Origin of the sequence: Streptomyces sp. NK08204 (assembly GCF_020400585.1) — a bacterium.
Taxonomy (GTDB): Bacteria; Actinomycetota; Actinomycetes; order Streptomycetales; family Streptomycetaceae; genus Streptomyces.
The window spans coordinates 61,831-85,711 of the sequence record NZ_JAINVF010000010.1 but is presented as its reverse complement, the minus strand read 5'-3'; the positions used below and the strand labels follow the sequence as shown (position 1 = coordinate 85,711).

Below are 23,881 nucleotides of genomic sequence, written 5' to 3'. Positions count from 1 at the left end.
TGCCTCAGACGGCGGCGAGGATGTCGAGGACCGAGACCACGGTGGCGCCGGGCGCCAGGCCCTTCGGGGGATGCGCCCCGTACGCCGGCTTCGCGGGGATGACGGCGAGCACCCGGCTGCCGACCCGCCGGCCGGCCAGAGCCCGGTCCCAGCCCGCGATGACGTTGCCCCGGCCGATCACGCGACAACGACGCGGACTGGATGTGCTTGCCCGTGAACGGCGACACCTCGCTACCGCTGGAACAAGCCACGTTGGAGCGCTCGAACGCAGAAGGCCGGCCCCGTGACGTCACGTCACGGGGCCGGCCTTCTGCTCGAGGGGACCTACACGCCCGCGTACGAGTGCTTGCCGCTGACGAAGATGTTGACGCCGTAGTAGTTGAACAGCCAGCAGCCGAAGGCGAGCATCGCCAGGTAGGCGGCCTTGCGGCCCTTCCACCCGGCCGTGGCGCGCGCGTGCAGGTAGCCGGCGTAGGCGACCCAGGTGATGAAGGACCAGGTCTCCTTGGGGTCCCAGTTCCAGTACCGGCCCCACGCGTCGCCCGCCCAGATCGCGCCCGCGATGATCGTGAACGTCCACAGCGGGAAGACGGCCGCGTTGACGCGGTAGGCGAACTTGTCCAGGGAGGCGGAGGCCGGCAGGCGCTCCAGCACCGAGGTCGCGAAACCGCCCGGCTTGCCGCCGGTCTGGAGCTTGTGCTCGTAGGAGTCCTTGAACAGGTACAGGACCGTGGCGACCGCGCCGACGTAGAACACCGCGCCGCAGAAGATCGCGGTGGAGACGTGGATGTACAGCCAGTACGAGTGCAGGGCGGGCACCAGCTGGTCACTGGCGGTGTAGAGGACGGTCACCGCGAGGCCCAGGTCGAGCAGGACCGAGGTGATCAGGAAGAGACCGAGCCAGCGCACGTTCTTCTTCAGCGCCAGCAGCCCCAGGTACACGCCGACGGCGACCGTGGAGAAGGTGATGTTGAACTCGTACATGTTGCCCCACGGCGCCCGCTCCACGGAGGCCGCGCGGGCGACGACACCGCACAGCTCCACCACGAAGGCGAGCGCGGTGAGGGAGACGGCGATCCGGCCGTACAGGTCGCCCTGCGCGTCCCCGCCGTGCGCGCCTGGCCCGTCCGGCACGTCCCGGGCGCCGGAGGTGGAGCGCACGACCACCTTGGGGCGCTCCAGCACGGCCGTGCCACCGGCGCGCTTGACGGTGACGGCGGGGCCGCTCGCCTTCTGCGCCGCGCTGTCGGCGCTGCCCGCGCTGTCGACGGTCAGCGCGGCGGCCGTGCGGCCCACCTTGCTGCGGCTGCCGAACAGCCACTCGGCGATGTAGGCGAAGAAGGCCAGGGTGTAGACGGCCATCGACGAGTAGATCAGCGTGTTGCTGATGCTCGCCAGGTGTTCGTTGGTCGCGGCGGCGAGAGTCACTTCTCAGCCCCTTCGGGTACGACGTGGGTTTCGGGGGTGTCGTCCTCGGCGTCGGGGGCCCCCGGCGCCTGCTCGTACAGGATTGCGGCGAGGTCGCCCAGCTCTTCGGGCACCTTGGCGGACTCGCTGCGGCCGAGTCCGGCCATCTCGACGACCGTGACGCCGTCGGGACCCGGCAGTGCCCGCACCCAGACGCGGCGGCGCTGGATGAACAGGGAGCAGGCGAGACCGAAGATCGCGGCGAGGGCACCGCCGAGAGCCCAGGCGCTGCCCGGCTCCTGGACCATCTCGAAGCCGGCCCACTCCTTGATGTCCTTCTCGAAGGTGATGGACCCGGCACCGTTCGGCAGCTTCAGGGTGTCGCCCGGCCTCAGCAGCTTCTTCAGCAGCTGGCCCTTGGCGTCCTTGTACGCCTTCATATGGGTCTTGTCGAGCTGGTACACGTTCTGGCTGCCCGTGTCGACGCCGAGGTCGCCGTGGTAGGCGTTGACCGCCAGCAGCGGGTTCACCAGCGCGGGGAACTGCGACAGCATCGTGCCGGCCTTCGGGTTGAACGTCGGCACGAAGAACGCCTGGAAGCCGAGCTGTTCCTTGTGGCCCTCGGGGTTGCGGTAGCCGTCCATCACCTTCACCACGCCGTTGGAGGTGATGTTCCCGTCGAGCGGCAGCAGCGGCACGGCGTCGTGGAAGACGACCGTGCCCTTGCCGTCGCGGACGGTGATGACGGGGGCGTAGCCGTGGCTGACCAGGTAGACCTTGGCGTCGCCGATCTTCAGCGGCTCGTTGACCTTGATGGTGGTCGACTTCTGCTTGCCGTACGCGCCCTCGCTGTACCTGATCCTCGCCGTGAAGGTGCGCGCGGTGCCCCGGTTGGGGCCGTTGATCTCGTAGGTGGCCCGGAAGTCCTTCAGGTCGAAGCTGTACGGCACCAGGTCGTCGTTCTGGAACATGCTGCCGGACTTGAAGTCGTCGTACATCGGCAGCGCGTTGGAGAAGCCGTCGCCCTCGACCATCAGCTTGGTGCCGTCGGACTTGTACATCTGCCCCCAGGCGAAGGCGACGAGCAGCACGATCAGCGAGACGTGGAAGACCAGGTTGCCGACCTCGCGCAGGTACCCCTTCTCGGCGGCGACGGCGTCACCGGCGACGTGGGCGCGGAAGCGGCGCTTCTTCAGCAGGGCGAGCGCCGCCTCGCGGACCTCCTCCGGGGCGGCGTCGGTGCGCCAGGTGGTGTGCGCGGGCAGCCGGTTCAGCCGCCCCGGCGCGCCCGGCGGACGGCCGCGCAGCTGGCCGACGAACTGCCAGGTGCGCGGGATGATGCAGCCGATGAGGGAGACGAACAGCAGGATGTAGATCGCGGAGAACCACACCGAGCTGTAGACGTGGAACAGGCCGAGCTTGTCGTAGACCGGCGCGAGCGTCGTGTGCACCTTGCGGAAGGCGTCGACCTTCATCGCGTCGTTGCCGGACTGCGGGATGAGCGAACCGGGGATCGCGGCGAGCGAGAGCAGCAGGAGCAGCAGCAGCGCGACCCGCATGGAGGTCAGCTGCCGCCAGAACCAGCGGGCCCAGCCGATGACGCCCAGGCCGGGCACGGAGGCGATCTCGTCCCGCGGGGCGGTGGACAGCTGAGAGCCGGCCGCCCCCAGGTCCTGGTCCTCCGCCTCGGTCGAGGCCGAAGCCGAGGCCGAAGCCGTGTCGGGGCCCGGGGCCTTGTCGGTCGTCGTCTTGCTCATCGATCAGATCCCCACAGTGAAGCCGTTGGACCAGGTCTGCATCTCCTGCACCAACCGGTCCCAGGCACCGGTCAGCAGCAGCACACCGGTCACGATCATCATCGTGCCGCCGATGCGCATCACCCAGACATAGTGGCGCTTGACCCAGCCGAAGGCGCCGAGTGCCTTGCGGAAGGCTACGGCGGCGAGCACGAAGGGCACTCCGAGGCCGACGCAGTAGGCGATCATCAAAATGGCGCCGCGCCCGGCGCTCGACTCGTGCCAGGACAGGAGGTTCACCGACGCGAGGGTGGGGCCGATGCACGGCGTCCAGCCGACACCGAAGAGGGCACCGAGTATGGGGGCGCCCACCAGGCCGGTGGCAGGCCTCTTGTGGAAACGGAACTCGCGCTGGGTGAACCAGGGCATGAGCCCCATGAAGAAGACGCCCATGGCGATCATGAGGACGCCGAGCACCTTGGACAGGGTGTCCTTGTAGTCCTGCAGCGTCGAGCCGAAGTAGCCGAACAGCGCCCCGCCGGAGATGAACACGGCGCTGAAGCCGACCACGAACAGGGAGGCGCCGGCGACCATCCGCCCCCGCTTGGCCTCGGCCAGGTCGGTACCGGCGACGCCGGTGACGTAGGAGAGGTAGCCGGGGACGAGCGGCAGGACGCAGGGCGAGAAGAAGGAGACGAGCCCGCCGAGCAGGGCGACCGGCAGGGCGACGAGCAGGGCGCCGTTGAGCACGGTCTCGTTCGGGCCCACGGCGGCGAGCGTGAGGGAGCCGCTCACGTCACTTCTCCGCGAGGACGGGCTTGAGCATCTTCAGCAGGCCCGTGTCGTCGAGCGGCTCCAGCGCCCGCGCGGCGAGCTTGCCGTCGCGGTCGATGACGAGCGTGGAGGGGATCAGCTGCGGGTTGAGCGTGCCCTTCTTGAAGCGGAGCATCAGCCTGCCCGTCGGGTCGTACAGGCTCGGGTAGGTGATCTTGTGTTCCTTCTCGAAGGCGACCGCGGGGGTGGTGCTGGTGTCCCGGGTGTTGATGCCGACGAACTGCACGCCCTTGTCCGCGTAGGCCCGGGAGACCTTGGAGAAGTACGGGGCCTCCTCCCGGCACGGCCCGCACCACGAGCCCCAGACGTTGACCACGACGACCTTGCCCTTGTAGTCGGCGACGTCCACGTTCTTGCCGTCGATGGTCTTGCCGGACAGCTCCGGAGCCGCGGCGCGCTTGCCCAGCGGCGCGGTGTCGATGCCGCCGTGACCGGTGACGAAGTTCGTGTCGCCGCCGCCCCCGGAGGTGCCGCCCTTACCGCACGCGGACAGAGTCAGGGCCGCCGCGGCGGCCATGGCGCCGAGCAGCACGGCGCGGCTACGGGTACTCATGTGAAAAGTTTCGCATGCCGCCTCCGGGGCCTTCGCGCGCCCCCCTGCCGAGCAAAAAAACGCATTTCAGGGCGTATTTACACAGGACAATTCGGTCACATGCCCAGACTCAGGCACCGGAGGCCCCCGGCCTGACATCGGAGAGGAACCTCTTCCATCCCCCGGCCGGCCGCCGGCCGACATCCAGGGTGCGCAGCTTCGCGAGCACCTCGGGCCGCTGGACGTCCATCCAGTCCACGAACTGCCGGAAGGAGACGAGGCGCACGTCCGCGCCCTTCTCCTTCTCCCGCGCGATGTGCTTGACGGCCTCCTCGACGGAATCCATGTAGATGCCGCCGTTCCACTGCTCGAAGTGGTTGCCGACGAAGAAGGGTGCCCGGTTCGTCTCGTACGCCCGCTGGAAGCCGGAGATGTACGCCTGCGACGACTGCTCGCGCCACCCCGGGTAGTTGTAGGCGGGCGCCTTGGTCGAGTTGACGGACTGGTTGGCGAGCATGTTGTAGTCCATCGACAGGACCTCGAAGGACCGCCCCGGGAACGGGATCTGCTGCAGGGGCAGATCCCAGATCCCCATCCGCTTCACCGGCCACACCTGGCGCCCGCCCGGCGAGGAGGCGTCGTAGCGCCAGCCCAGCTCGCGGGCGGCGGGCAGCAGGCTGCCCTGCCCGAGCAGACAGGGCGTACGGCCGCCGACCAGTTCCTTGTCGTAGTCGAACGGCAGCGGGGGCAGGTCGTGCCGGCCGGTGTTGGTCCGCCACTGCTGCACGAACGCCTTGGCCTGCCGGATCTCGCTGTGCCACTGCTGCGGGGTCCAGTTGCCGACCGTGCCGGGGCCGGTGCAGAAGTGCCCGTTGAAGTGGGTGCCGATCTCGTGCCCCTCCAGCCAGGCCCGGCGGATGTTGGCGAGCGTCGACCTGATGTGGTCGTCGGAGAGGTAGCCGATGGCCGAGGCGCCGGGCGGGTTGTTCGGCGGCCGGTACATCCGCTTCTTCGCCTCGGGCAGCAGATACAGCCCCGACAGGAAGAAGGTCATGCTCGCGCCGTGCTCCTTGGCGAGGTCCAGGAAGCGCGGGAAGAGGCCGTTGCCGACCTCGCCGGCGCCGTCCCAGGAGAAGACGACGAACTGCGGCGGGGTCTGCCCCGGCTCCAGCGGCTCGGGCGCGGCGGGCTGGTGCGGCTGCCTGCCCGTGAAGGACGTGGAGCCGTCCCCGATGAGACGCGCCGGGTGCGCACCGTACTTCCCGCCACCGGCCTGGGCGCCCCCGCTCCCGTTCCCGCTCCCGCTCCCGTTCCCGGAACCGGACGCGTGCCCGCCGCCGTCAGAGGACGTGAGACTTCCACAGCCTGCCGGCCCGACGGCTGCTGCCACCCCCGCGCCGAGGCCGAGTATTGCTCTGCGGGAGAGGGTCCGGGAGCTGGTACGCATGGAAATCCCCGATTCGTCACGCCTGCTGATGGTCACCCAGTCAGAGGCCGGGACGACCGGGGAGGTTCCACGGATAAATATAGATTTAACGACTTATACCTTTTGGGCGACTTACGCCCCGAAGGCCTTGCTCTTCCCCTTCACCGGCTTGACGCCGGCGCGGAGATGGACCGGTACGAGATCGATGGCGGGCTCGCTGTAACCGACGGACACGATCTTGTCGCCCTGGTACGTGAACGTCGTCAGCGAGGCGAGCGTGCACTGCCGCTTGCGCGGGTCGTGCCACAGCCGCCGCCGCTCGACGTACGACCGCACGATCCAGATCGGCAGCTGATGACTGACCAGCACCGCCTCGTGGCCGCGCGCCTGGTCCTTGGCCGCGTTCAGCGCGCCGATCATCCGTACGACCTGGTCGATGTACGGCTCGCCCCAGGACGGCTTGAACGGGTTGACCAGGTGCTTCCAGTTCGCGGGCTTGCGCAGCGCGCCGTCCCCGACACCGAACGTCTTGCCCTGGAAGACGTTGTCGGCCTCGATGAGCCGCTCGTCGGTGTCCAGGTCCAGCCCGTGCGCCCTGGCGATCGGAGTGGCGGTCTCCTGCGCCCGCTCCAGCGGCGAGGCGACGACGTACGTGATGTCGCGCGGCGCGAGGTGCTCGGCGACCCGCTCGGCCATCTTCTGCCCCAGCTCGGACAGGTGGTAGCCGGGCAGCCGCCCGTACAGGATCCCGTCCGGGTTGGCGACCTCGCCGTGGCGCATGAGGTGGACGACGGTGATGTCCTTGCCGCTGTCGATGCTCACGCGGTCGCCTCCGCAGCGGCGCGGGCCGCCGCCGGGAGGGCGTCGGCGATCTTCTGGATGGCCCGCTCGTCGTGGGCCGTGGACACGAACCAGGACTCGAAGGAGGACGGCGGCAGGTAGACGCCGTTCGCCAGGAGGGAGTGGAAGAACGCAGTGAAGCGGAAGGACTCCTGCCGCTTGGCGTCCTCGTAGTCGCGCACCTGCCGGTCGGTGAAGAAGACCGAGAACATGTTGGAGGCGGTCTGCAGCCGGTGGGCGACGCCCTCCTTGTTCAGCGCCTCGGTGACGAGGCCCTGGATCTGCTGCGACACCGCGTTGACCTTGTCGTAGGCCGCGTCGTCGAGGAGCCGCAGCTGGGCGAGCCCGGCGGCGGTGGCGACGGGGTTCCCGGAGAGGGTGCCGGCCTGGTAGACGGGCCCGGCGGGCGCGAGATGAGCCATGACGTCAGCCCGTCCCCCGAAGGCGGCGGCGGGGAACCCACCGCCCATCACCTTCCCGAAGGTCATCAGATCGGGCGTGACCCCATCAACCCCGTACCAGCCGCTCCGGCTCGTCCGGAAGCCGGTCATGACCTCGTCGGAGATGAACAGGGCCCCGTTCTCCCGGCAGGCGTCCTTCAGCCCCTGGTTGAAGCCGGGCTCCGGCGGCACGACGCCCATGTTGCCGGGCGAGGCCTCGGTGATCACGCAGGCGATCTCGCCCGGGTGCCGGTGGAAGGCCTCGTGCACGGCCTCGAGGTCGTTGTACGGCAGCACGATCGTGTCGCTCGCCTGGGCGCCGGTGACACCGGGGGTGTCGGGCAGCGCGAAGGTCGCGACCCCGGAGCCGGCGGCGGCGAGCAGGCTGTCGACGTGCCCGTGGTAGCACCCGGCGAACTTGATCACCTTGGACCGCTGGGTGAACCCGCGGGCGAGCCGGATGGCCGACATGGTCGCCTCGGTCCCGCTGCTGACGAGCCGCACCTGCTGGACGGGCTCCACGCGGGCGACGATCTCCTCGGCGAGCGCGACCTCGCCCTCACCGGGCGTACCGAAGGAGGTACCGCGGGCGACGGCCTCCTGGACGGCGGCGATGACCTCGGGGTGCGAGTGCCCCAGGATCATCGGCCCCCAGGAGCACACCAGGTCGACGTACTCCCGCCCGTCGGCGTCGGTCAGGTACGGCCCCTTGCCGGAGACCATGAACCGGGGCGTGCCGCCCACGGCGCGGAAGGCGCGCACCGGCGAGTTCACACCGCCCGGTGTGACGACGGCCGCACGGTCGAAGAGCGCCTGCGAGACGGGCGCGTCGTAGGGATAGGGCGTTTCACTCATGGCACTCATGACGTGCGACTTCTCCGACTTCTCGGACTCCGGTTGCGTAGTGACCCCCTCAGAGTAGGCCGCGGCGGGCCACCCCCGCGGCCGACCTCGTGATCGAAGCCGCGCCATCTGCGAGACTGGGACGGTCCCGCGGACAGGTGTTTCGCCGCACGTTTCGGCGGGCGGCCGTGGGGGAGGTCACTGACACGATGATCAGGTTGCGCGGCAGGGGCCACGCGCCCTAGAAAAGCAGTCGGGTGGAGATATGCATCGCGGTGGCGGACTGGGCGAGGGGACTGATGATCTGGGTCCTCGACGAGCCCGGCGGGGAAGGCACCGGCGCGACGCGGAGGAAACGACCGAAGCACGGCAGACTGACGCACGTCAGGCGCCGGGCGTGCCGAGCGAGTCCGAGCGGTACGACCGTCTCCGGGCGGGGAGCAGGAATGGTGGTCGGGTGGGGGTGACCTACAAGTACTTCGGCGCACCCGACGGCGCGACCGCGGCCCGCGTCCCCATCTCGATGCGCCCCGAGGAACTCGGCGGCGACGAGCTGGGCATGAACGGCATGTTCACCAAGATCAAGCCCGAGACGATGGCGGCCATGGTCCTCACCGGCATCCAGGGCGTCCCCCTGCACAAGGTGCCGCCCCTCGAACTGGTCGTCCTGCACCCCGACTACGCGGTCGTCAAACTCCCCACGACGGTCGTCGACCCCCTCCGCGGCATCGGCGAGGAGGCGGTGGGCGCGGCGGCCTTCATCTGGTCGACGGTGCCGGACCGCGGGGGGCCGCAGGACGCGTTCAACGTGTACCGGTTGCTGCACGAGTGGCAGGACTTCAGCCATCGGCTGCATGAGGCGGGGCATCAGCCGTATTGCCTGGTGTGGCCCTGAGCTGGGTTCTCGGTGGTTCTGGGGCGGGGTTTCCGACCCCGCCCTCGTCATGTGCCGAGAGGGGCCGTCAGGCGGGAACACGGCGGCGCAGCTCCAGCAGGGCGGGGCCGTCACCGCGTCCGGGCTTCGAGATGCGGTCACCGGCACCGGCTGGATACGCTCACTGAGTGGCTGGGTGATGATGACCGAAGACTTGGCGTAGCAGCCGCCCCACCCGGCCCAGCGGAAACGAAGACGTCCGCATTCCAGCCTCTGCAGTTTCACGCCTCCATGGGAGGAAGGTTGCGATGAGGTTCACCCGCATGCGTACGGCAAAGGCCACCGCGGCCGCTCTGGTCGCCATCCCGCTCGCGCTGGGGGGTCTGGCGTCGCAGAGCCACGCACGGGATGCGTCTCCCAGTCCGTCGGGGACGTTCGGTCCCGGCTGTGCGGCGCTGGCCCAGAAGGCCAACACGGCCAAGGACAAGGTCGTGGTGGCTGCGGCCGCATATCCACAGCTCAGCCAGCTGGTCTCAGCCACGGTCAGAGCAAGGCTGAACGACGCCCTCGACGGGAAACCCGACGTCACCATCTTCGCGCCCAACAACCAGGCTTTCAAAAAGGTGAATGCGTCACAGCTCGCCTCGCTGCTCGGCAATCAGGAGCAGCTGAAGAAGGTGCTGACCTACCACGTCGTGAACCAGCAGATCGCCCCGGACGAACTCTCCAAGGGCTCCTTCACGACGGTGGAGGGCAGCAAACTGACCACATCGGGTTCGGGCAGCAAGTTCAAGGTCAACGGCAAGGCGAACATCGTCTGCGGCAATATCAAGGCCGCGAACGCCACCATCTACGTCATTGACGCAGTTCTCCATCCCCCGTCCTGACTCACGGCACCCGGCGCGCAGGGCAACTGCACGCCGGGACCGCACTCGTCGCACGCGGCGAGACCGTCGTCGTCTGCCTGGTCGCCACTGTTGCGGCGACGAGACGGGGAAGCCGACTGTATGACGGTGTGTGACATGCCGCTGTCGGCGTAATGGGCTGGTCGGGCTGGTCGGCCGGGTCACCCTGTGCGGGTTGATCACGGTCGTGTCAGGAGACTGTGGGTGCACGAATCGCGTGAGCGGCCGCATGAGCGGTTCCGCCGCAATCCGGAGTCGTCGGGGTGTTCGGCCCAGAGGTACCGGGTGTCACGGAACACGGTGGCCAAGGCGCTCAGGCTGGAGGACCTCGAGTTCGAGGAGAACCCCGACGTTGCGCCCGAGCCCATCGGCGAGCTGAGGAACCCGGCCTGGGCGTCCGGAGGTCGCGTCCTGGTTTTGCTGATCGGTGTCGGTACAGCCATCGCCCGCGCGGGACTGACGGCCCGTTACTCCAGGAAGGGTGCCACGCTGCCGTTCCAGGTCTTCACGGAGCGGAAGGAACGCAAAGCCACCGCAGTGGCCTCGAACACCCCGCTCAGGGAACGGGACAAGACCTTCCCCGACCCCCGTCCGTGCGCGGCGATCGCCGGCCGGCTCACCTTCACGGGGACCCTGAATCTGATCGGGACCGGCACGGCCTCCTGCCCGCTGAAGGCGACCGATGACGAGTACCGGTCTGCCAGGCGGTCGTGATGGCCGGCGGCAAGGAGGGCGAGGGGGCGGAGCAGCCGCGCCGTCCTGACCTGATGGCGCGTCTGGACGCCGCGCTGGACCGGATCGACGAGGAGCTGCGGGCCCTGGCCACCGCCAAGGAGCGGGTTCAGAGCCTGCTGGACGCGGTGGTGGCCATCACCCGGGAGGTGGAGTTGCCCGCGGTGCTGCATCGCATCGTGACCACTGCCATGGGCCTTGTCGGCGCCCGCTACGGGGCACTGGGAGTTCTGGACGAGTCCGGCGAGTATCTGAAGCAGTTCATCGCGGCCGGTCTGTCCGAGCAGGAACGCGCGTTGCTGGCCGAGGCGGGGTTTCCTCGCGGCCTGGGCGTGCTCGGACACCTGATCTATCACCCCGAACCTCTGCGAGTGGACGACATCCCCTCCCACCCGGCCTCTGTCGGCTTCCCACCCGGTCACCCGCGCATGCGCACCCTGCTCGGCGTCGCCGTCAGCGTCCGCGGTGAGATCTACGGGGACCTCTACCTCTCCGAGCGACGCGACGGACGGCCCTTCGACGTGCACGACGAGAACATCGTCGTTGCCCTCGCCAGTGCCGCCGGTATCGCGATCGAAAACGTCCGCCTGCTCGAACAGGTGCGTGTCGGGTCCGAACAGTTCCAGCGGCTTTTGCTGCCGACGCTGCCCGACATGCGGCCCTTCGACGCCGCCGCCATCTACAAGCCCGCCGCCGAACCCCACCATGTCGGCGGCGACTGGTACGACGCCATCCTGCTGCCCGACGGCGCGGTGGCGGTTGTCATCGGCGACGTGGTCGGCCACGACCTGCACGCCGCCGCCGCCATGGCCTCCACCCGCCACATGCTGCGCGCGTTGCTCTTCGCCATGCGTACTCCGCCCAGCGCGGTCCTCGCCCAGCTCGATCTGACCCTGGAGGCCATCACCGACAACCCCGTCACCACCACCAGCCTGGCGCGCATCGAACCCGCTGGGCCCGCCTGGAGGTTGCACTGGAGCACCGCGGGCCACGTCCCGCCTCTGCTGATCACCCCCGGCGGCCAGGCGGAATACCTGTTCGCCGAGCCCGGACTACCGCTGAACGTCAACACCGAGCAACACCGCCCCGATCACACTCACCCCCTGCCCCGGGACGCCATCGTGGTCTTCTTCACCGACGGCCTCATCGAACACCCCGACCGCCCCATCGACGAGAGCCTGAACGAACTGGCCGAACTGGCCACCACGCACGCCGCGCTGCCCCTGCGGGACTTCGTGCAGGTCCTCGCCGACCACCATCCGAGCGACGGGCACGACGACATGGCCGTCCTCGCCCTGCGCACCCCGCGCTGAAGCGTCGGACAGCCCACGGCCACGCGGCTGAAGAGGAATCGTCAGGCACGACGCCGCCCCCGAGCGGTCGCCCGAAGCAATCCGGCAGAGCGCATTTCGAAAGGTCACACAGATGAGCAGCGGTGTGGTGGATCCGGCGGGGTCAGCGGACGGGGAACGACCGGCCAAGGCCCACCGGAAGACTTCCCGATGACTTCCGCCTGCCGTGACGGTCTCCGGCGCGTCGGCATGACGGTCCTGCAGATCGGTGCCGTCGCCGCGCTGTATTACGCCTTGGGCAAGCTGGGGCTGCTCCAGCAGCTCGTGCGCGGCCAGGTCACCCCGCTGTGGCCACCGACCGGCGTCGCCTTGGCCGGCTTGCTCCTGCTCGGCCTGCGGATCTGGCCCGGGATCGCACTCGGCGCCTTTCTGATCAACATCTCACTCGGGCCGTCGATCCCCGCCGTGCTCGCGATCACCACCGGCAACACACTCGCGCCTCTGTGCTCCTACGCGCTCCTTCACCGCGCCGGGTTCCGCACCCAGATCGACCGCTTCCGGGACGCGCTCGCACTGGTCCTGCTCGGCGGGCTCACCGGCATGCTCATCGGCGCGACCGCGGGCAGCAGCACCCTGCGCCTGGCTCACGCACTGCCCGCCGGCGGTTTCTGGACCACGTGGTGGGTCTGGTGGACCGGCGACGCGATGGGCGTCCTGGTGGTCACCCCGGTGTTGCTCGTCCTGCGCTCGGCACACTGGCCGAAGCACGTGCCGCCCTCCCGATGGGAAGAGGGAACGCTGCTTGTCGTGGCCACCATCGGCGTCGGCTTCCTCGAAAACGCCCCCGCCCCACTGGCCTTCCTCGCCTTCCCACTGCTGACCTGGGCCGCCTTCCGCTTTCAACTCGCCGCAGCCGCACCCTGCGCGCTGGCCGCATCCACCAGTGCGATCCTCGCCGCCACCCGCAGGACAGGCCCGTTCGCCGGTCACAGCCTGATCACCGACATGATCGCGCTGCAGGCGTTCAACGGCGCCGCCGCGATGACCGCGCTGCTCCTCGCCTCGGTCATCACCGAACGAAACGAGACCCAGCAGAAGATCGAAGAAACCTGCAGGCGGCTTGCCGAGATGGCGGCACGGACCGCACCGGATACCGGCGGCCAATCAGCGCTTCCCGGCGACCGGGGCGAGGAGGAGGAGAACGGCGGACCGACTCGGCGGTCATGATCGATCGACGGCACCGTCGCATACGCGGTCTGGGACACCGAACCGGGAATGCCAGTGATCCGGGCGGCGGACCCGCAGTGTGCGGGCCGGCACGGCGGCCACCGGCGTCGCGCCACGAGACGACCCCGGACGGCTGCCGCTCAGTCTTCAGCCGGCGTGGACAGGGGTCATCGGCGGATCAGCAGCAGCCACCCGCGGTGGCGGACTCCTTGGCATCGGTGACGGCCGGGTCGGTGCAGCAGGTGCTGCCCTGCTGTCTGGCGAGAGTGCCGGCATCGGCCTTGACTACGTAGACCTCCCAGGGTTCCTCGCCTGGGCCGTGGACCCAGACCTTGTCCTGGAGGGCGTAGCAGCAGGTGGTGTCGCTCTCCACGTCGGTGGTCAGGCCGGCCGCGCTCAGGCGGGTGGTGGCGGCGTGGACGGCCTCGGTCGATTCGACTTCGACGCCGAGGTGGTCCAGGCGGGTGGCCTCTTCTGCGGCGCCTTCGATCAGGACGAGTTTGAGCGGAGGCTCGGTGATGGCGAAGTTGGCGTAGCCGTCGCGGAGTTTGGCGGGTTCGGTGCCGAACAGCTTGCTGTAGAAGGCGACGGAAGCGTCGAGGTCGGGGACGCGGAGGGCGAGCTGTACGCGGGACATGGCGTTCCTCCTTCAGGAAGGGTTGGGTTGACGGGTCAGCAGCCGCCGGAGGTGGTGGCCGGCGTCCCGGTGCCGATCTGGAGGGTGGCCGGGGCCGCGCAGCATCCGCCGCCCTGGGTCCCCTGGGCCGGCGTCGGGGGCATTACCCCTTTGTTTCGACGTTTGTCGATGACTTGCACGGCAAGCGTGGCATCTGATTCGACAAACGTCAACATAGACATTTACCGAACCAGAACCAGAAGCGGAAGACGCGACCGTGCGGCACGAACGCGGCGGCTCGCCTCGCCCGCGGCTGAACCGTCACCCTCGTCCCACTGTTTCGACGTGTGTCAACATAGATGCATGTCGAATACGAGGGTGCTCCCGCTGATAGAGCCGGAAGCCGCCGACGCCGTGGCGCCGTGCTGCCCGCCGCTCACCGAGCGCGCGTTCACCGCGGAGGAGGCCGAGACGGCCGCGCGGATGTTCAAGGCGCTGAGCGATCCGGTGCGGCTGCGGTTGTTCTCGGCGGTGGCCTCGCACCCGGGCGGCGAGGCGTGCGTGTGCGACATCTCCGACGTCGGCGTCTCCCAGCCGACCGTCTCCCACCACCTGAAGAAGCTGAAGGACGCCGGGCTGCTGACCTCCGAGCGGCGTGGCACCTGGGTGTATTACCGGGTCGAGCCGTCCGTGCTGGCCGCCATGGGCAAGCTGCTGACGATCGCACCGGCCGCGGCCTGAATCGGCGATGGGGAACGAGGGGGAGAGCACCATGGTGAGCCCGGCCAGTGTGACCATCACGCCGATGGCCGTCGCGCATGCCGACGAGGTCCTGGCGATCTACCAGGCAGGGATCGACGAGGGCAACGCCACCTTCGAGACGGCGGCACCGACATGGCAGGCGTTCGACACCGCGAAGCTGCTGGAGCACCGTTTCGTCGCGCTCGGCGAGCACGAGACAGTGCTCGGCTGGGTCGCCGCCACCAGCGTCTCCGACCGCTGCGCCTACGCCGGCATCGTCGAGCACTCCGTCTACGTCGATCCCGGCGCCCGAGGCCGGGGAGTGGCCTCCGCCCTGCTCAAGGCACTGATCGACTCCACCGAGGCGGCCGGGATCTGGACCGTCCAGTCCGGCATCTTCCCCGAGAACGCTGCCAGCATCGCCCTGCACCGTCGGGCCGGGTTCCGCATCGTCGGCACCCGAGAGCGCATCGGCCGCCACCACGGCCGCTGGCGCGATGTCGTCCTCGTCGAACGCCGCAGCCCCCTTGTCGTCTGACTTCCGGCCGACGCCCGGAGGCGGCCGGAGGCGATAGGAACGGCCTACGCGAGCAGGGTGGCGATCTCACGAGCGGCCTCCCGCGCGGGCCGGCCGACGCCGATGAGGGTGGCGGAGGCGGGACCGGTCCAGTCGCCGTAGCCGAGCAGGTGCAGGCGCGGCTCGTCCACCGCTCGCGTGCCGGCGGTGGCGATGTGACCGCGTCGGCCTCGGAGCCGAAGCGGTGCGAGGTGGGAAAGGGCGGGCCGGAAGCCGGTGCACCAGATGATGGTGTCGGCCTCGGCGCGGGTCCCGTCCGCCCATTCGACGCCGCCGGGGATCAGGCGGGTGAACATCGGGCTCGCCTTGAGCAGACCGCGGTCGCGAGCTTCGCGGACGGGCGGGACGGCGACGATGTCGCCGAGCGAGGCGACGCCGCCGGTGTCGGCACGTCCCTCGTCGAGTGCGCGGCGGCGGGCGGTGGCCGCATCGAACAGGGCGCGGCCGTCGATGTCGTCGGCCAGGAAGCGGGGCGGGCGCCGAGTGGCCCAGGTCAGCTCGGCGTCGTGGGCGAGGTCAGCGGCGATCTGGGCGCCGGAGTTGCCACCGCCCACCACGATCAGGCGGCGGCCGGCGAAGTCCTGCGGTCGCCGGTATCCGGCGGTGTGCAGCTGGCGGCCACCGAAGTCCCTGCGGCCTGGGACGGCGGGGAGGAAGGGGCGCCACCAGGTGCCGGTCGCGCTGATCACCGCGCGCGCGTTCCAGATGCCGGAGTCGGTCTCTACACGCAGGAGTTGGCCGTCCCGGTGGACACCGTGGGCACGCACGCCTCGCTCGACGGGAAGCTCGTACCGATTCTCGTAGTCGGCGAGGTACTCCACCACATGCTGCGCGTCGGGGTACGTCGTGCCGGTCTGCGGTGGCATGAGGCGGCCGGGCAGCGAGGAGTACGCGGCCGGGGAGAACAGGGACAGGGAGTCCCAGGTGTGCTGCCAGGCACCGCCCGGGGCGGTCTGGGCGTCGAGGATGACGAAGTCGAGGCCCAGGCGGCGCAGGTGGTAGCCGGCGGCGAGCCCGGACTGGCCGCCGCCGATCACCACCACCTGGGAAGTGCGCGTCACTCGGTGGCGTCCCGGCCGGGCATGAAGATGAGGGCGACCAGCGCCAACCCGAGGACGGCGCCGAGGAGTTGCATGCCGATGAACCCGGCGAGCGAGCCGGGCGCGATGCCCGCGAAGGTGTCGGTGAAGGCGCGGCCGATGGTCACTGCCGGGTTGGCGAAGGACGTGGACGAGGTGAACCAGTAGGCGGCGCCGATGTAGGACGCGACCGCGACGGGAGCGAAGCGCAGGCGGTCGGTGCGGGCCAGCCCGAAGATCAGCAGGATCAGGCCGGCGGTGGCGACGACCTCGCCGAGCAGCAGGTGTCCGGCGGAGCGGTCGTGGGTGGACCACTTCACCAGCGGTTCGCCGAACATGGCATCCGCCAGGACCGCGCCCGCGATCGCGCCGACGACCTGCGCGGGCACGTACACGGCCGCTTCCCGGAGCGTGACGCCGGAGCCGTCGTGACGGGCGGTCCACCACTCGGCCAGGGTGACCACGGGGTTGAAGTGCGCGCCGGAGACCGGGCCGAGCAGGGTGATCAGCACGCCCAGGCCGAAGACCGTGGCCATGGAGTTGGCCAGCAGTTGGAGGCCGACGTCCTTGGTCAGTTCGGTGGCCTGGATACCGGAGCCGACCACGACCGCGACGAGCGCCGCCGTGCCGACCAGTTCGGCGGCGGCCTTGGCCGGCAGCGGAGGAGTCCGGGGCGGGGTGGCACCCGGGGCGGGCTGCGGCTCAGCGGCGGGAGCGGTGCCGTCCCCGGCTCTGTCGTGCTCGGTGGCCTCGGTGGCGGTCAACAGGGCTCCTAGGTGCGTGCGGGATGGCCACGGGAACGCGGCGATGGACAGCGCCGGGGACATGACGATGGACGGCGCCGGGGACTCAGGGGCAGGACCGCTTGACGTTGTTCTCGGCGGTGACGTGCGCGGTCTGCGCGAGGTCGGCGAACTGACCGGCGAGCGAGGCGATGACGTCGGGCTTGAGCCGGTAGTAGGTGAACCGGCCGCATGGCTCCGTCTCCACGACCCCCGCCTCGCGCAGCACCTTCAGATGGTTGGAGAGGTTGGTCTGCCTGGCCCCCGTCTCTTCGATCAGGTGCGTGGAGCAGAGCGTCTCCCTGGCCAGCAAGGTGACGATCTGGAGGCGGAGCGGGTCGGCCAGAACCCGCAACAGATCAGCGTCGACTGACGTCAGCATGGACTGATACTCTCACATCACTCCTGGCTGATACCAGCCTGGGCTGATCCTTGGACCGGCATCCGGGCACGAGTGGGGACCCATGCCCCGAAGGGGGTTCCGATGACCGCAGTCCCGTGCATCCAGCCGTTCCGTGGCCAGGTGCTCGGCCGGCATCGTCAGGGGAAGCGCCTGATCATCGACTCCTCCGGCGCGCCGCGCCGAGCACGCCCGCGTCCGCACCCGATCGCCGCCACTGTCCTCGCCCACCGGGCCGGCGGCCATGTGGTCGTGTCCTCCACCGGTACGCATCCGACCAGCCAGGTCGAGCCGGTCGTCGCGCAGGTGCCGGCCGCAGCAGGCGCCGACTTCACGGACGCGTTCCCCGAGCCGCTGACCGACGAGATGGTTCAGGCCGCCGACATCGTCATCGCGAGGGGCTGTGGCGACGCCTGCCCGATCGTGTCCGGCCGCCGCCACCCGGACTGGCCGGTCACGGACCACGAAGGCGCCCCGATCGCCGTCGCGGGGGACATCCGCGACGAGATCGGCGCCCGCATCACCGAGCCGCTCACCTCCCTGCCGAGCACCTGAACCCACGCCCCCGCAATCTCTTGATCCACTGACGAAGGAAGAACCGATGTCCTCCAGCCCGCTCGCCTCCGTGCTGTTCGTCTGCGTCCACAACGCCGGCCGCTCGCAGATGGCTGCCGGATTCCTCTCCCACCTCGCGGGCGACCGGATCGAGGTCCGCTCCGCCGGTTCCCTCCCGGGCGACCGGGTCAACCCGGCCGCGGTCGAGGCCATGCAGGAGGTCGGCGTCGACATCTCGGAGGCCAAGCCGAAGGTCCTCACCACCGAGGCCGTCCAGGCATCCGACTACGTCATCACCATGGGCTGCGGCGACGCCTGCCCGGTCTTCCCCGGCAAGACGTACCTGGACTGGGCCCTGGAGGACCCGGCGGGCAAGGGCGTCGAGGCCGTCCGCCCCATCCGCGACGAGATCAAGACCCGCATCGAGTCCCTGATCGCCGAGATCGACGCCCAGCAGGAGCCGGGACCGCGGTGACCGACCCCGGCACAGGCGAGGACCTCGTTCATCGGCTCCGGCACAGGCGAGGACCTCGTCACCGGCTCCGGCCCCGCCGGCGACCACACCCAGGCCACACCCAGGCCACACCCAGGCCAGGCCATCACCGGCCGCGCTCAGCGGCTGCCGGGCTGGGCTCGACGCCCGGGGCCGCCGGCGCCGGTGTGGTCGGGGGGCCGGGACAGAACACCTAGTCAGTGGGGTGGGAGCACTTCCTGTACCGCTGGAAGGCACGTTCCAGTTCCAGCATCTCGGGTTCCGGCAGCGCGCCGCCCTGTGCGAAATCGAGCACATGTTCAGCCACGGTCCGGAGCCTGGTGTTCGTACGCTGCGAGACGTCCCTCAGCGCCCGCCATGCCTCCTCCGGGGCGATCCGGCCGATGGCGACGAGGACGCCGATGGCCTGGTCGATGACCGCGTGCGAGGCAACAGCGCGCTTGAGCTGCTCGATCTCTTCGTGGAGCAGCTCGTTCTCCCGCGCCAGGTCAAACGCGGACAGCAGGTGCAGAGGACGCTGCTTGGAGATGGTGAAAAAGGCCATAGCAAGCACCAACAACCTGACAAGTCGGACGGTGCGCTCCATGATGCCCTGGTCGCACGAATCCAGTGTCCTCCCGGAGACCCGACACGCAACACACACCGGCAGACGACCCGGCCGTTCTTCCCGGGCCGGGTCGCAGAACCGCTGTGGGCTGTTTCAGGCATGGTGGAACCGCAGAATGCCCGAGTCCGGGTACCCGGTCAGGAGCCACTGAATGTGAAAGGCGAGGCCGCCATGGGCACACATCGCGACCATCGTGATGCTGACTGGCCGCACCTGCCTTCGCTCGCAGGCGCCGAGGACGACCTGGACCGTCTCCAGGCGGGCCTGCACCAGCTCGCCCATGCTCACGGTCGTCTGCGGTCCCTGCTGGACGCGGTACTGACCATCAGCAGCGCCCTGGAGCTCGAGGTGGTGCTGCACACCATCGTGGACTCCGCCCGGCAACTGGTCGACGCCCGGTACGCCGCCATCGGCGTACTGGACGAGGCCGGCGAATTCACCGAGCTGATCACCTCCGGGTTCGGAGCCGACCAGTTCCGCCAGGACGGCGGCGCCGAGCTGCCCCACGGCGCCGGGCTGCTCGGCGAGCTCGTCCGCCACCCCGAGCCCCTGCGCGTGGAGAACCTGACCGCCGACCCGCGCGCCGTGGGCTTCCCCGAGGGCCACCCCGTGATGGACACCCTGCTCGGCGTACCGATCCGGGTCCGCAGCACCGTGTACGGCAACCTCTATCTCACCGACAAGCGCAACGGCCCCTTCACCGACGAGGACGAAGAGATCGTCACCGCACTTGCCAGCGCGGCCGGCGTGGCCATCGAAAACGCCCGTCTGTACGAGCGCCTGCGCCAGGCCACCGAGGAGTTCCAGCGCCGCCTGCTGCCCGCGCTCCCCGCACTGCCCGGCCTGGAACTTCAGGCCCGCTACCAGCCGTCCACCGACACCCCCCGCATCGGCGGCGACTGGTACGACCTGATCCACCTCCCCGACAACGTGCCCTGCATGATGGTCGGTGACGTCATGGGACACGGCCTCGAAGCCGCAACGCTCATGAGTCAGATCAGCAACGTCCTCCGAGTGATCGCCTACGACGAGCAGGAGCCACCCAGCCGGATCCTGCATCGCCTCGACGAGATCCTCCACGACCTGCACGGCGGCCCCATGGCAACCGTGATCGTCACCCGCCTGGAGCACCCCGCGGCCGACGGCAGCCGCCTCCTGCGCTGGGCCAGCGCAGGCCACATGCCGCCCCTCATGGTCAACCCCGATCACCAGGCCCGTTACCTGCACACGGAGTGCTCACCAGGGCACCCCCTGGGCGTCGATCCCACACTCTCCCGCCCCGACCACGAGCAAATCCTCCGCCCCGGGGCGACGCTGCTCCTGCACACCGACGGGCTTGTCGAACACCGCAACCGCCCCCTCGACGAAGGCATGGACCGGGCCGTCGGCATCGCGGCGAGCCACGCCACTCGGCCTCTCCCCGAGCTGTGCGACGCCCTCCTGGCCCAGAACGGCGGCACCTTCCCGGACGACGTCGCCATTCTCGCGGCCCGCGTCGCGCCCTGAGCCGAGCCGTGGTGGGCCCTGAGCTGCTCGGTCCTGCGGGAGGGCCGAGCGGCCCTTGTCCCCCGTGGCCAGGAGTGGTCGTATGGAGGTGAGGGCGAGGGCCCGTGAGACGCGGAGAAGCGGCCAGTGGCCGTGCACCGCGCAATCAGGATCCGCGAGAAGCGGTTGGGCCCTCCCCGTCGAACGCCCGCCCCCGGTCAGAGCCGGACGACGATCAGAGCGACGTCGTCGCACCCACCGCTGGCGACGCCGAGGCGTGCCAGGACGATGTCGGCGAGCTCTTCGGTGTCCAGGCGGGCGCAGTCGCTGAGCGCGTCCATCAGGCGGCCCAGGCCGACGTCGATGTCCTCGCCCCTGCGCTCGATCAGCCCGTCGGTGTACAGCACGAGCGTGTCTCCCTGCCTGTAGGACACACTCGCCTGGGGGCGGGGGACGTGCTGGAGGCGCGTGCCGAGCGGCGGGTCGGTGGCCTGGTCCAGCAGTTCGCAGCGGCCCTCGTGCCTGACGAGCACCGGCGGTGGGTGACCGGCACTGCTGTAGGTGATCAGATGGCTGCGGGCGTCGATGATCGCTTTCACGGCAGTGGTGCCCAGGGCCCCCTCGATGGACCGGGCGTACAGACCGAGCACCTCCAGCGCCTGGGCGGGACGTTCGAGAGCACGGATGGCGGCGGACAGGGCGCTGCGGAGCATGCCCATGACGGCTGCGGCCTCGAGGCCGTGGCCGATGACGTCGCCGACCGCGAGGGCAAGCCGGTCGGGGGCGATGTCCACGACGTCGTACCAGTCGCCGCACACGTTGAGAGAACCCGTCGCGGGAAGGTAGCGCACCGCGATGTCGCGGTGACGGGCAAGGTCGGGGGCATGCAGCATGGCCTGTTGCAGGGTGACGGCGACCTCGCGTTCGCGGGTGTGGGCCTGGCGCAGCTCCTCGTTCAGCCGCTGCAGCTCTCGTGCACGTGCGTACAGCTCGGCCTCCAGAGCCTGCGTCTCCTCCAGCCGCTGCCCCGCCTGGACACTGGAGGGGCGGATGGCCCGGCGTGCCTTGACGAACTCGGTGACGTCCTCCACCCGGTGGATGATGTAGGCCACGTGCCCGTCGTCGTCGAGGACCGGGGTGTTCACCGGGGACCACCAGCGTTCCTCGAACGCGCCCGGCCGGCCCATGACGGGGATGTCGTACTTCTGCAGCGCCATGGTGTCGGGCTCGCGAGTGGCAAGGACGCGATGCAGGGAAGCGTCAAGGTTGCGGACCCCGTCGGCCTCGGGGTCCGCGGGATTGTCGGGGAACGCGGTGAAGACGTGCCGGCCCAGCAGGTCCTCCCGGGTGCGGCTGGTGGCGGCCAGGTAAGCCCGGTTCACGTCCACGATGATGAGGTCCGGCCCCAGCACCAGGTAAGGGCTCGGCGCGGCGGCGAACAGCGCCGCGTGGTCGACCTGCGATGCCACCGGCCGGCAGCCCCTTCCGGCTCTCATGCCTTCACCCCAATCCAGGCGGCCATGCCTTCAATCTAGGCGCCCTCCTCCGGTCGTGCCCGCCGTCTCACCGCGTCGGCGGCTGGTCGGCCCGTTGCTCGCGGAAGGTGCCGCGAGACCGTCCGGGGTGGTCCGTCCGGTGGACGGGGGAGGCGTCCGGCCCGGTGCGCGCCGGTGCCGGAGTGCGAGACATGGGGGTCATGGCCGGTGATGCGCCGTTGGCCGGGCTCCTCGATCGGCAGCACAGGGTCCTGATCTGCTCGAGCGGGGCGGCTACGGGCAGGGGCGGGCTCTGCCGGCAAGGTACCGGTGCATCACATGAGGGACGAGGGTGTGGTGATCGGCGGCGGTGCGGATGAGCGGCCGCCCCGCGCACTCGACGGCGATGTGTGGCTTGCGAGACCGACGGCAGCGACGCGACGACCGGCGTCGCATGGCGCCTTCGCGTGCTCGGCTACGCACAGGTCCTGGCCGGCTCGGCCATGTGTGGACGGGCTGACCCGGGCCCGGCGGCAGGGGCGCGCGCCCGGGGAGGCTCTGACGCGCGTCCGGTGCCCGCTCCGTCGAAGCGTCAGACGCGCCGGTGACTCCACCCCGGCTCGACAGCGGCCCACTCCTTCTCCCAGGCCCGCCCCCGGCTCCGGTCGAGCCACGCCACGGCACAGCAGCGGCCCGCCAGCACGACCAGGCAGACGCCGGCCGCGGCCGACGCACCGTAGACACCGGCATCGGCGGCGGCAGCCGCACGCCCGAGCGGCGCGCTGGTCATCCGGCCGCGGCCGTCGGTCCACACCCTGGTGGTGCTCCCGGCCCGCTTCCCCTCGTCCACCGACGCGCGGCCCGTGTGCACCGCGCCGTCGGCAGCCGTCCACCGCACCGGGGCCGAGACCCGCGAGAAGGGCACGCCGCTGGGATCGCCGTTCGCCGCGACCGTGGCGTCTCGCGTCAGCACCGCCACCGTCGGGCGCCGATCATGCGCCTGTCGTGCCAGCACCGCCTCGCAGTGCCCGGCCGCCAGCATCCCGACCAGCGGGCCCATGGTGGCGATGACCAGCGCCGCCACCAGGCCGATCCATCCTTCTACGACGTCCGAGCGGCGGCGCATCGGGTTGCGCCACCCCATACCCGTCCTGCCCAGTGCGACCATGACCCACCTTTTCGCCCTGGATTGCCATCGGCTCCAATGTCACTCGCCACAGGGCGCCGGCACTGGGGCCGAACGGCCTGGCGACTGGGCCGGCCGGCATCGCAGCCCAAGGACGACAGGCACCCTCCGGGCCCGCTCGCGCGCCGGCCACGGTGGCCGCGGCGGACGCGCGGTGGTGTGAGCACGCGGCTGTGCGCGCGGTGGTGTGACGCGGCTGTGCCGGTGGGTCAGTAGGTCGATCCCGGGTCTCCTGGCCGGATGCGTCCGCGCCAGCCGCCCGTGCTGCCGCTGCCCTCGACGTAGTCCTTGAAGCGGCGCAGATCCCCCTTGACCCGCCGGTCGATCACGCCGAGTGCGTCCGCGCCCTTCTCGGCGAGGCCGGAGGGTTCCACCTCCATGGTGAGTTCCACCTTGGTGTGGGAGTCGTCCAGTCGCTCGAACCGGACCGAACCCCGCTGCTGGGTTTCGCCGCCGACGGTGCGCCAGGTGATCCGGTCGTCAGGCAGCTGGTCGACGATCTCCGTGTCGAACTCGCGCCGCACCCCGCCGATGCTGGTGGTCCAGTGGTTGTGCCGGTCGTCCAGCTGCCGGACTTCCTCGACGCCCTCCATGAACCTCGGGAACTCCTCGAACTGCGTCCACTGGTTGTAGGCCGCGCGGAGCGGAACCTCCACCTCGACCGCTTCCTTGACCGTACTCATGGATCCCTCCTCACGGTTCCTCGCCGGGCCGGCCGCACCGCGCGGACCGGCCTGACGATTTCTGCGCGGCACCGAGTACCCCGGGACCTCGCGTTGTCACGGATGTGCGGCCCG

Annotated in this window: 26 protein-coding genes; 10 read left to right on the top strand and 16 right to left on the bottom strand. The window is 70.1% G+C overall.

Going from position 1 to position 23,881, the window contains the following annotated elements; all coding sequences use genetic code 11:
• Window positions 1–4: 4 nt before the first annotated feature.
• From K7G59_RS17660 to hemL, 8 genes are all read right to left on the bottom strand, one after another.
• Complete coding sequence (locus K7G59_RS17660) at window positions 5–181, bottom strand: FKBP-type peptidyl-prolyl cis-trans isomerase (RefSeq protein WP_225835288.1); 177 nt, start codon at window positions 179–181, stop codon at window positions 5–7.
• A gap of 143 nt (window positions 182–324) precedes the next feature.
• On the bottom strand, window positions 325–1,428 hold the full coding sequence (gene ccsB, locus K7G59_RS17655) for a c-type cytochrome biogenesis protein CcsB (protein ID WP_225835286.1): 1,104 nt from the start codon (window positions 1,426–1,428) through the stop codon (window positions 325–327).
• Window positions 1,425–3,164 carry a cytochrome c biogenesis protein ResB gene (locus K7G59_RS17650; RefSeq protein WP_225835284.1) on the bottom strand — a complete coding sequence of 580 codons (1,740 nt, stop codon included), beginning with the start codon at window positions 3,162–3,164 and terminating at the stop codon, window positions 1,425–1,427. Before K7G59_RS17650 ends, ccsB begins: the two co-directional genes overlap by 4 nt.
• 3 nt (window positions 3,165–3,167) lie before the next feature.
• Complete coding sequence (locus tag K7G59_RS17645) at window positions 3,168–3,938, bottom strand: cytochrome c biogenesis CcdA family protein (RefSeq protein ID WP_225835282.1); 771 nt, start codon at window positions 3,936–3,938, stop codon at window positions 3,168–3,170.
• A gap of 1 nt (window position 3,939) precedes the next feature.
• Window positions 3,940–4,530 (bottom strand): TlpA disulfide reductase family protein, encoded by a 591-nt coding sequence (locus K7G59_RS17640; RefSeq protein ID WP_225835281.1) that lies wholly within the window; start codon window positions 4,528–4,530, stop codon window positions 3,940–3,942.
• 109 nt (window positions 4,531–4,639) lie between these two features.
• Complete coding sequence (locus K7G59_RS17635; RefSeq protein WP_225835279.1) at window positions 4,640–5,956, bottom strand: hypothetical protein; 1,317 nt, start codon at window positions 5,954–5,956, stop codon at window positions 4,640–4,642.
• 111 nt (window positions 5,957–6,067) lie between these two features.
• Window positions 6,068–6,715, bottom strand: a complete 648-nt coding sequence (locus K7G59_RS17630; RefSeq protein ID WP_225835550.1) for a histidine phosphatase family protein — start codon at window positions 6,713–6,715, stop codon at window positions 6,068–6,070.
• Between the two features lie 38 nt (window positions 6,716–6,753).
• Window positions 6,754–8,070: a glutamate-1-semialdehyde 2,1-aminomutase gene (gene hemL / locus K7G59_RS17625; protein ID WP_225835277.1), complete on the bottom strand. Its 1,317-nt coding sequence runs from the start codon at window positions 8,068–8,070 to the stop codon at window positions 6,754–6,756.
• A 253-nt stretch (window positions 8,071–8,323) separates the two neighbouring features.
• Here hemL and K7G59_RS17620 point away from each other — a divergent pair, with 253 nt between their 5' ends.
• From K7G59_RS17620 to K7G59_RS17600, 5 genes are all read left to right on the top strand, one after another.
• Window positions 8,324–8,953, top strand: a complete 630-nt coding sequence (locus K7G59_RS17620) for a hypothetical protein (protein ID WP_225835275.1) — start codon at window positions 8,324–8,326, stop codon at window positions 8,951–8,953.
• A 287-nt stretch (window positions 8,954–9,240) separates the two neighbouring features.
• Window positions 9,241–9,819, top strand: a complete 579-nt coding sequence (locus K7G59_RS17615; RefSeq protein WP_225835273.1) for a fasciclin domain-containing protein — start codon at window positions 9,241–9,243, stop codon at window positions 9,817–9,819.
• Window positions 9,820–10,122: 303 nt separating this feature from the next.
• Entirely contained in the window at window positions 10,123–10,551 is a 429-nt protein-coding gene (locus tag K7G59_RS17610) for an ATP-binding protein (protein WP_225835270.1), read from the top strand.
• On the top strand, window positions 10,551–11,882 hold the full coding sequence (locus tag K7G59_RS17605) for a PP2C family protein-serine/threonine phosphatase (protein WP_225835268.1): 1,332 nt from the start codon (window positions 10,551–10,553) through the stop codon (window positions 11,880–11,882). The genes K7G59_RS17610 and K7G59_RS17605 overlap by 1 nt, the downstream gene beginning before the upstream one ends.
• A gap of 228 nt (window positions 11,883–12,110) precedes the next feature.
• Window positions 12,111–13,088, top strand: a complete 978-nt coding sequence (locus K7G59_RS17600) for an MASE1 domain-containing protein (RefSeq protein ID WP_225835266.1) — start codon at window positions 12,111–12,113, stop codon at window positions 13,086–13,088.
• A 178-nt stretch (window positions 13,089–13,266) separates the two neighbouring features.
• On the opposite strand, the gene K7G59_RS17595 is transcribed toward K7G59_RS17600, so the two are convergent.
• Window positions 13,267–13,725 carry an ArsI/CadI family heavy metal resistance metalloenzyme gene (locus K7G59_RS17595; RefSeq protein WP_225835263.1) on the bottom strand — a complete coding sequence of 153 codons (459 nt, stop codon included), beginning with the start codon at window positions 13,723–13,725 and terminating at the stop codon, window positions 13,267–13,269.
• A 342-nt stretch (window positions 13,726–14,067) separates the two neighbouring features.
• Here K7G59_RS17595 and K7G59_RS17590 point away from each other — a divergent pair, with 342 nt between their 5' ends.
• Together K7G59_RS17590 and K7G59_RS17585 are read left to right on the top strand one after the other, a co-directional pair.
• Complete coding sequence (locus K7G59_RS17590) at window positions 14,068–14,445, top strand: helix-turn-helix transcriptional regulator (RefSeq protein ID WP_225835259.1); 378 nt, start codon at window positions 14,068–14,070, stop codon at window positions 14,443–14,445.
• 64 nt (window positions 14,446–14,509) lie between these two features.
• Window positions 14,510–14,983 (top strand): N-acetyltransferase family protein, encoded by a 474-nt coding sequence (locus K7G59_RS17585; RefSeq protein ID WP_374114243.1) that lies wholly within the window; start codon window positions 14,510–14,512, stop codon window positions 14,981–14,983.
• 44 nt (window positions 14,984–15,027) lie between these two features.
• On the opposite strand, the gene K7G59_RS17580 is transcribed toward K7G59_RS17585, so the two are convergent.
• The 3 genes from K7G59_RS17580 to K7G59_RS17570 form a co-directional block, all read right to left on the bottom strand.
• Window positions 15,028–16,083, bottom strand: a complete 1,056-nt coding sequence (locus K7G59_RS17580; RefSeq protein ID WP_225835255.1) for an ArsO family NAD(P)H-dependent flavin-containing monooxygenase — start codon at window positions 16,081–16,083, stop codon at window positions 15,028–15,030.
• Complete coding sequence (locus K7G59_RS17575) at window positions 16,080–16,865, bottom strand: MIP/aquaporin family protein (protein WP_225835253.1); 786 nt, start codon at window positions 16,863–16,865, stop codon at window positions 16,080–16,082. The genes K7G59_RS17580 and K7G59_RS17575 overlap by 4 nt, the downstream gene beginning before the upstream one ends.
• A gap of 85 nt (window positions 16,866–16,950) precedes the next feature.
• Window positions 16,951–17,265: a helix-turn-helix transcriptional regulator gene (locus tag K7G59_RS17570; RefSeq protein ID WP_225835251.1), complete on the bottom strand. Its 315-nt coding sequence runs from the start codon at window positions 17,263–17,265 to the stop codon at window positions 16,951–16,953.
• Between the two features lie 102 nt (window positions 17,266–17,367).
• Here K7G59_RS17570 and K7G59_RS17565 point away from each other — a divergent pair, with 102 nt between their 5' ends.
• Together K7G59_RS17565 and K7G59_RS17560 are read left to right on the top strand one after the other, a co-directional pair.
• The gene (locus K7G59_RS17565) at window positions 17,368–17,838 is read left to right on the top strand and encodes a low molecular weight phosphatase family protein (RefSeq protein WP_225835249.1); all 471 of its coding nucleotides are present in this window, start codon (window positions 17,368–17,370) and stop codon (window positions 17,836–17,838) included.
• A gap of 46 nt (window positions 17,839–17,884) precedes the next feature.
• Window positions 17,885–18,313: an arsenate reductase ArsC gene (locus tag K7G59_RS17560; protein ID WP_225835247.1), complete on the top strand. Its 429-nt coding sequence runs from the start codon at window positions 17,885–17,887 to the stop codon at window positions 18,311–18,313.
• Window positions 18,314–18,524: 211 nt separating this feature from the next.
• Here the strand turns inward: K7G59_RS17560 and K7G59_RS17555 are convergent, their stop codons facing one another.
• Window positions 18,525–18,875 carry an ANTAR domain-containing protein gene (locus tag K7G59_RS17555; protein WP_225835245.1) on the bottom strand — a complete coding sequence of 117 codons (351 nt, stop codon included), beginning with the start codon at window positions 18,873–18,875 and terminating at the stop codon, window positions 18,525–18,527.
• Window positions 18,876–19,109: 234 nt separating this feature from the next.
• Between K7G59_RS17555 and K7G59_RS17550 the strand changes: the two genes are divergently transcribed.
• Window positions 19,110–20,444 (top strand): PP2C family protein-serine/threonine phosphatase, encoded by a 1,335-nt coding sequence (locus K7G59_RS17550; protein WP_225835243.1) that lies wholly within the window; start codon window positions 19,110–19,112, stop codon window positions 20,442–20,444.
• Window positions 20,445–20,641: 197 nt separating this feature from the next.
• Here K7G59_RS17550 and K7G59_RS17545 read toward each other — a convergent pair whose 3' ends face one another.
• From K7G59_RS17545 to K7G59_RS17535, 3 genes are all read right to left on the bottom strand, one after another.
• A complete protein-coding gene (locus K7G59_RS17545) occupies window positions 20,642–21,892 on the bottom strand; it encodes a PP2C family protein-serine/threonine phosphatase (protein WP_225835240.1) in 1,251 nt (416 codons plus the stop codon).
• A gap of 598 nt (window positions 21,893–22,490) precedes the next feature.
• On the bottom strand, window positions 22,491–23,066 hold the full coding sequence (locus K7G59_RS17540; protein ID WP_225835237.1) for a hypothetical protein: 576 nt from the start codon (window positions 23,064–23,066) through the stop codon (window positions 22,491–22,493).
• Window positions 23,067–23,293: 227 nt separating this feature from the next.
• Window positions 23,294–23,767 (bottom strand): SRPBCC family protein, encoded by a 474-nt coding sequence (locus K7G59_RS17535; RefSeq protein WP_225835235.1) that lies wholly within the window; start codon window positions 23,765–23,767, stop codon window positions 23,294–23,296.
• Window positions 23,768–23,881: the final 114 nt, after the last annotated feature.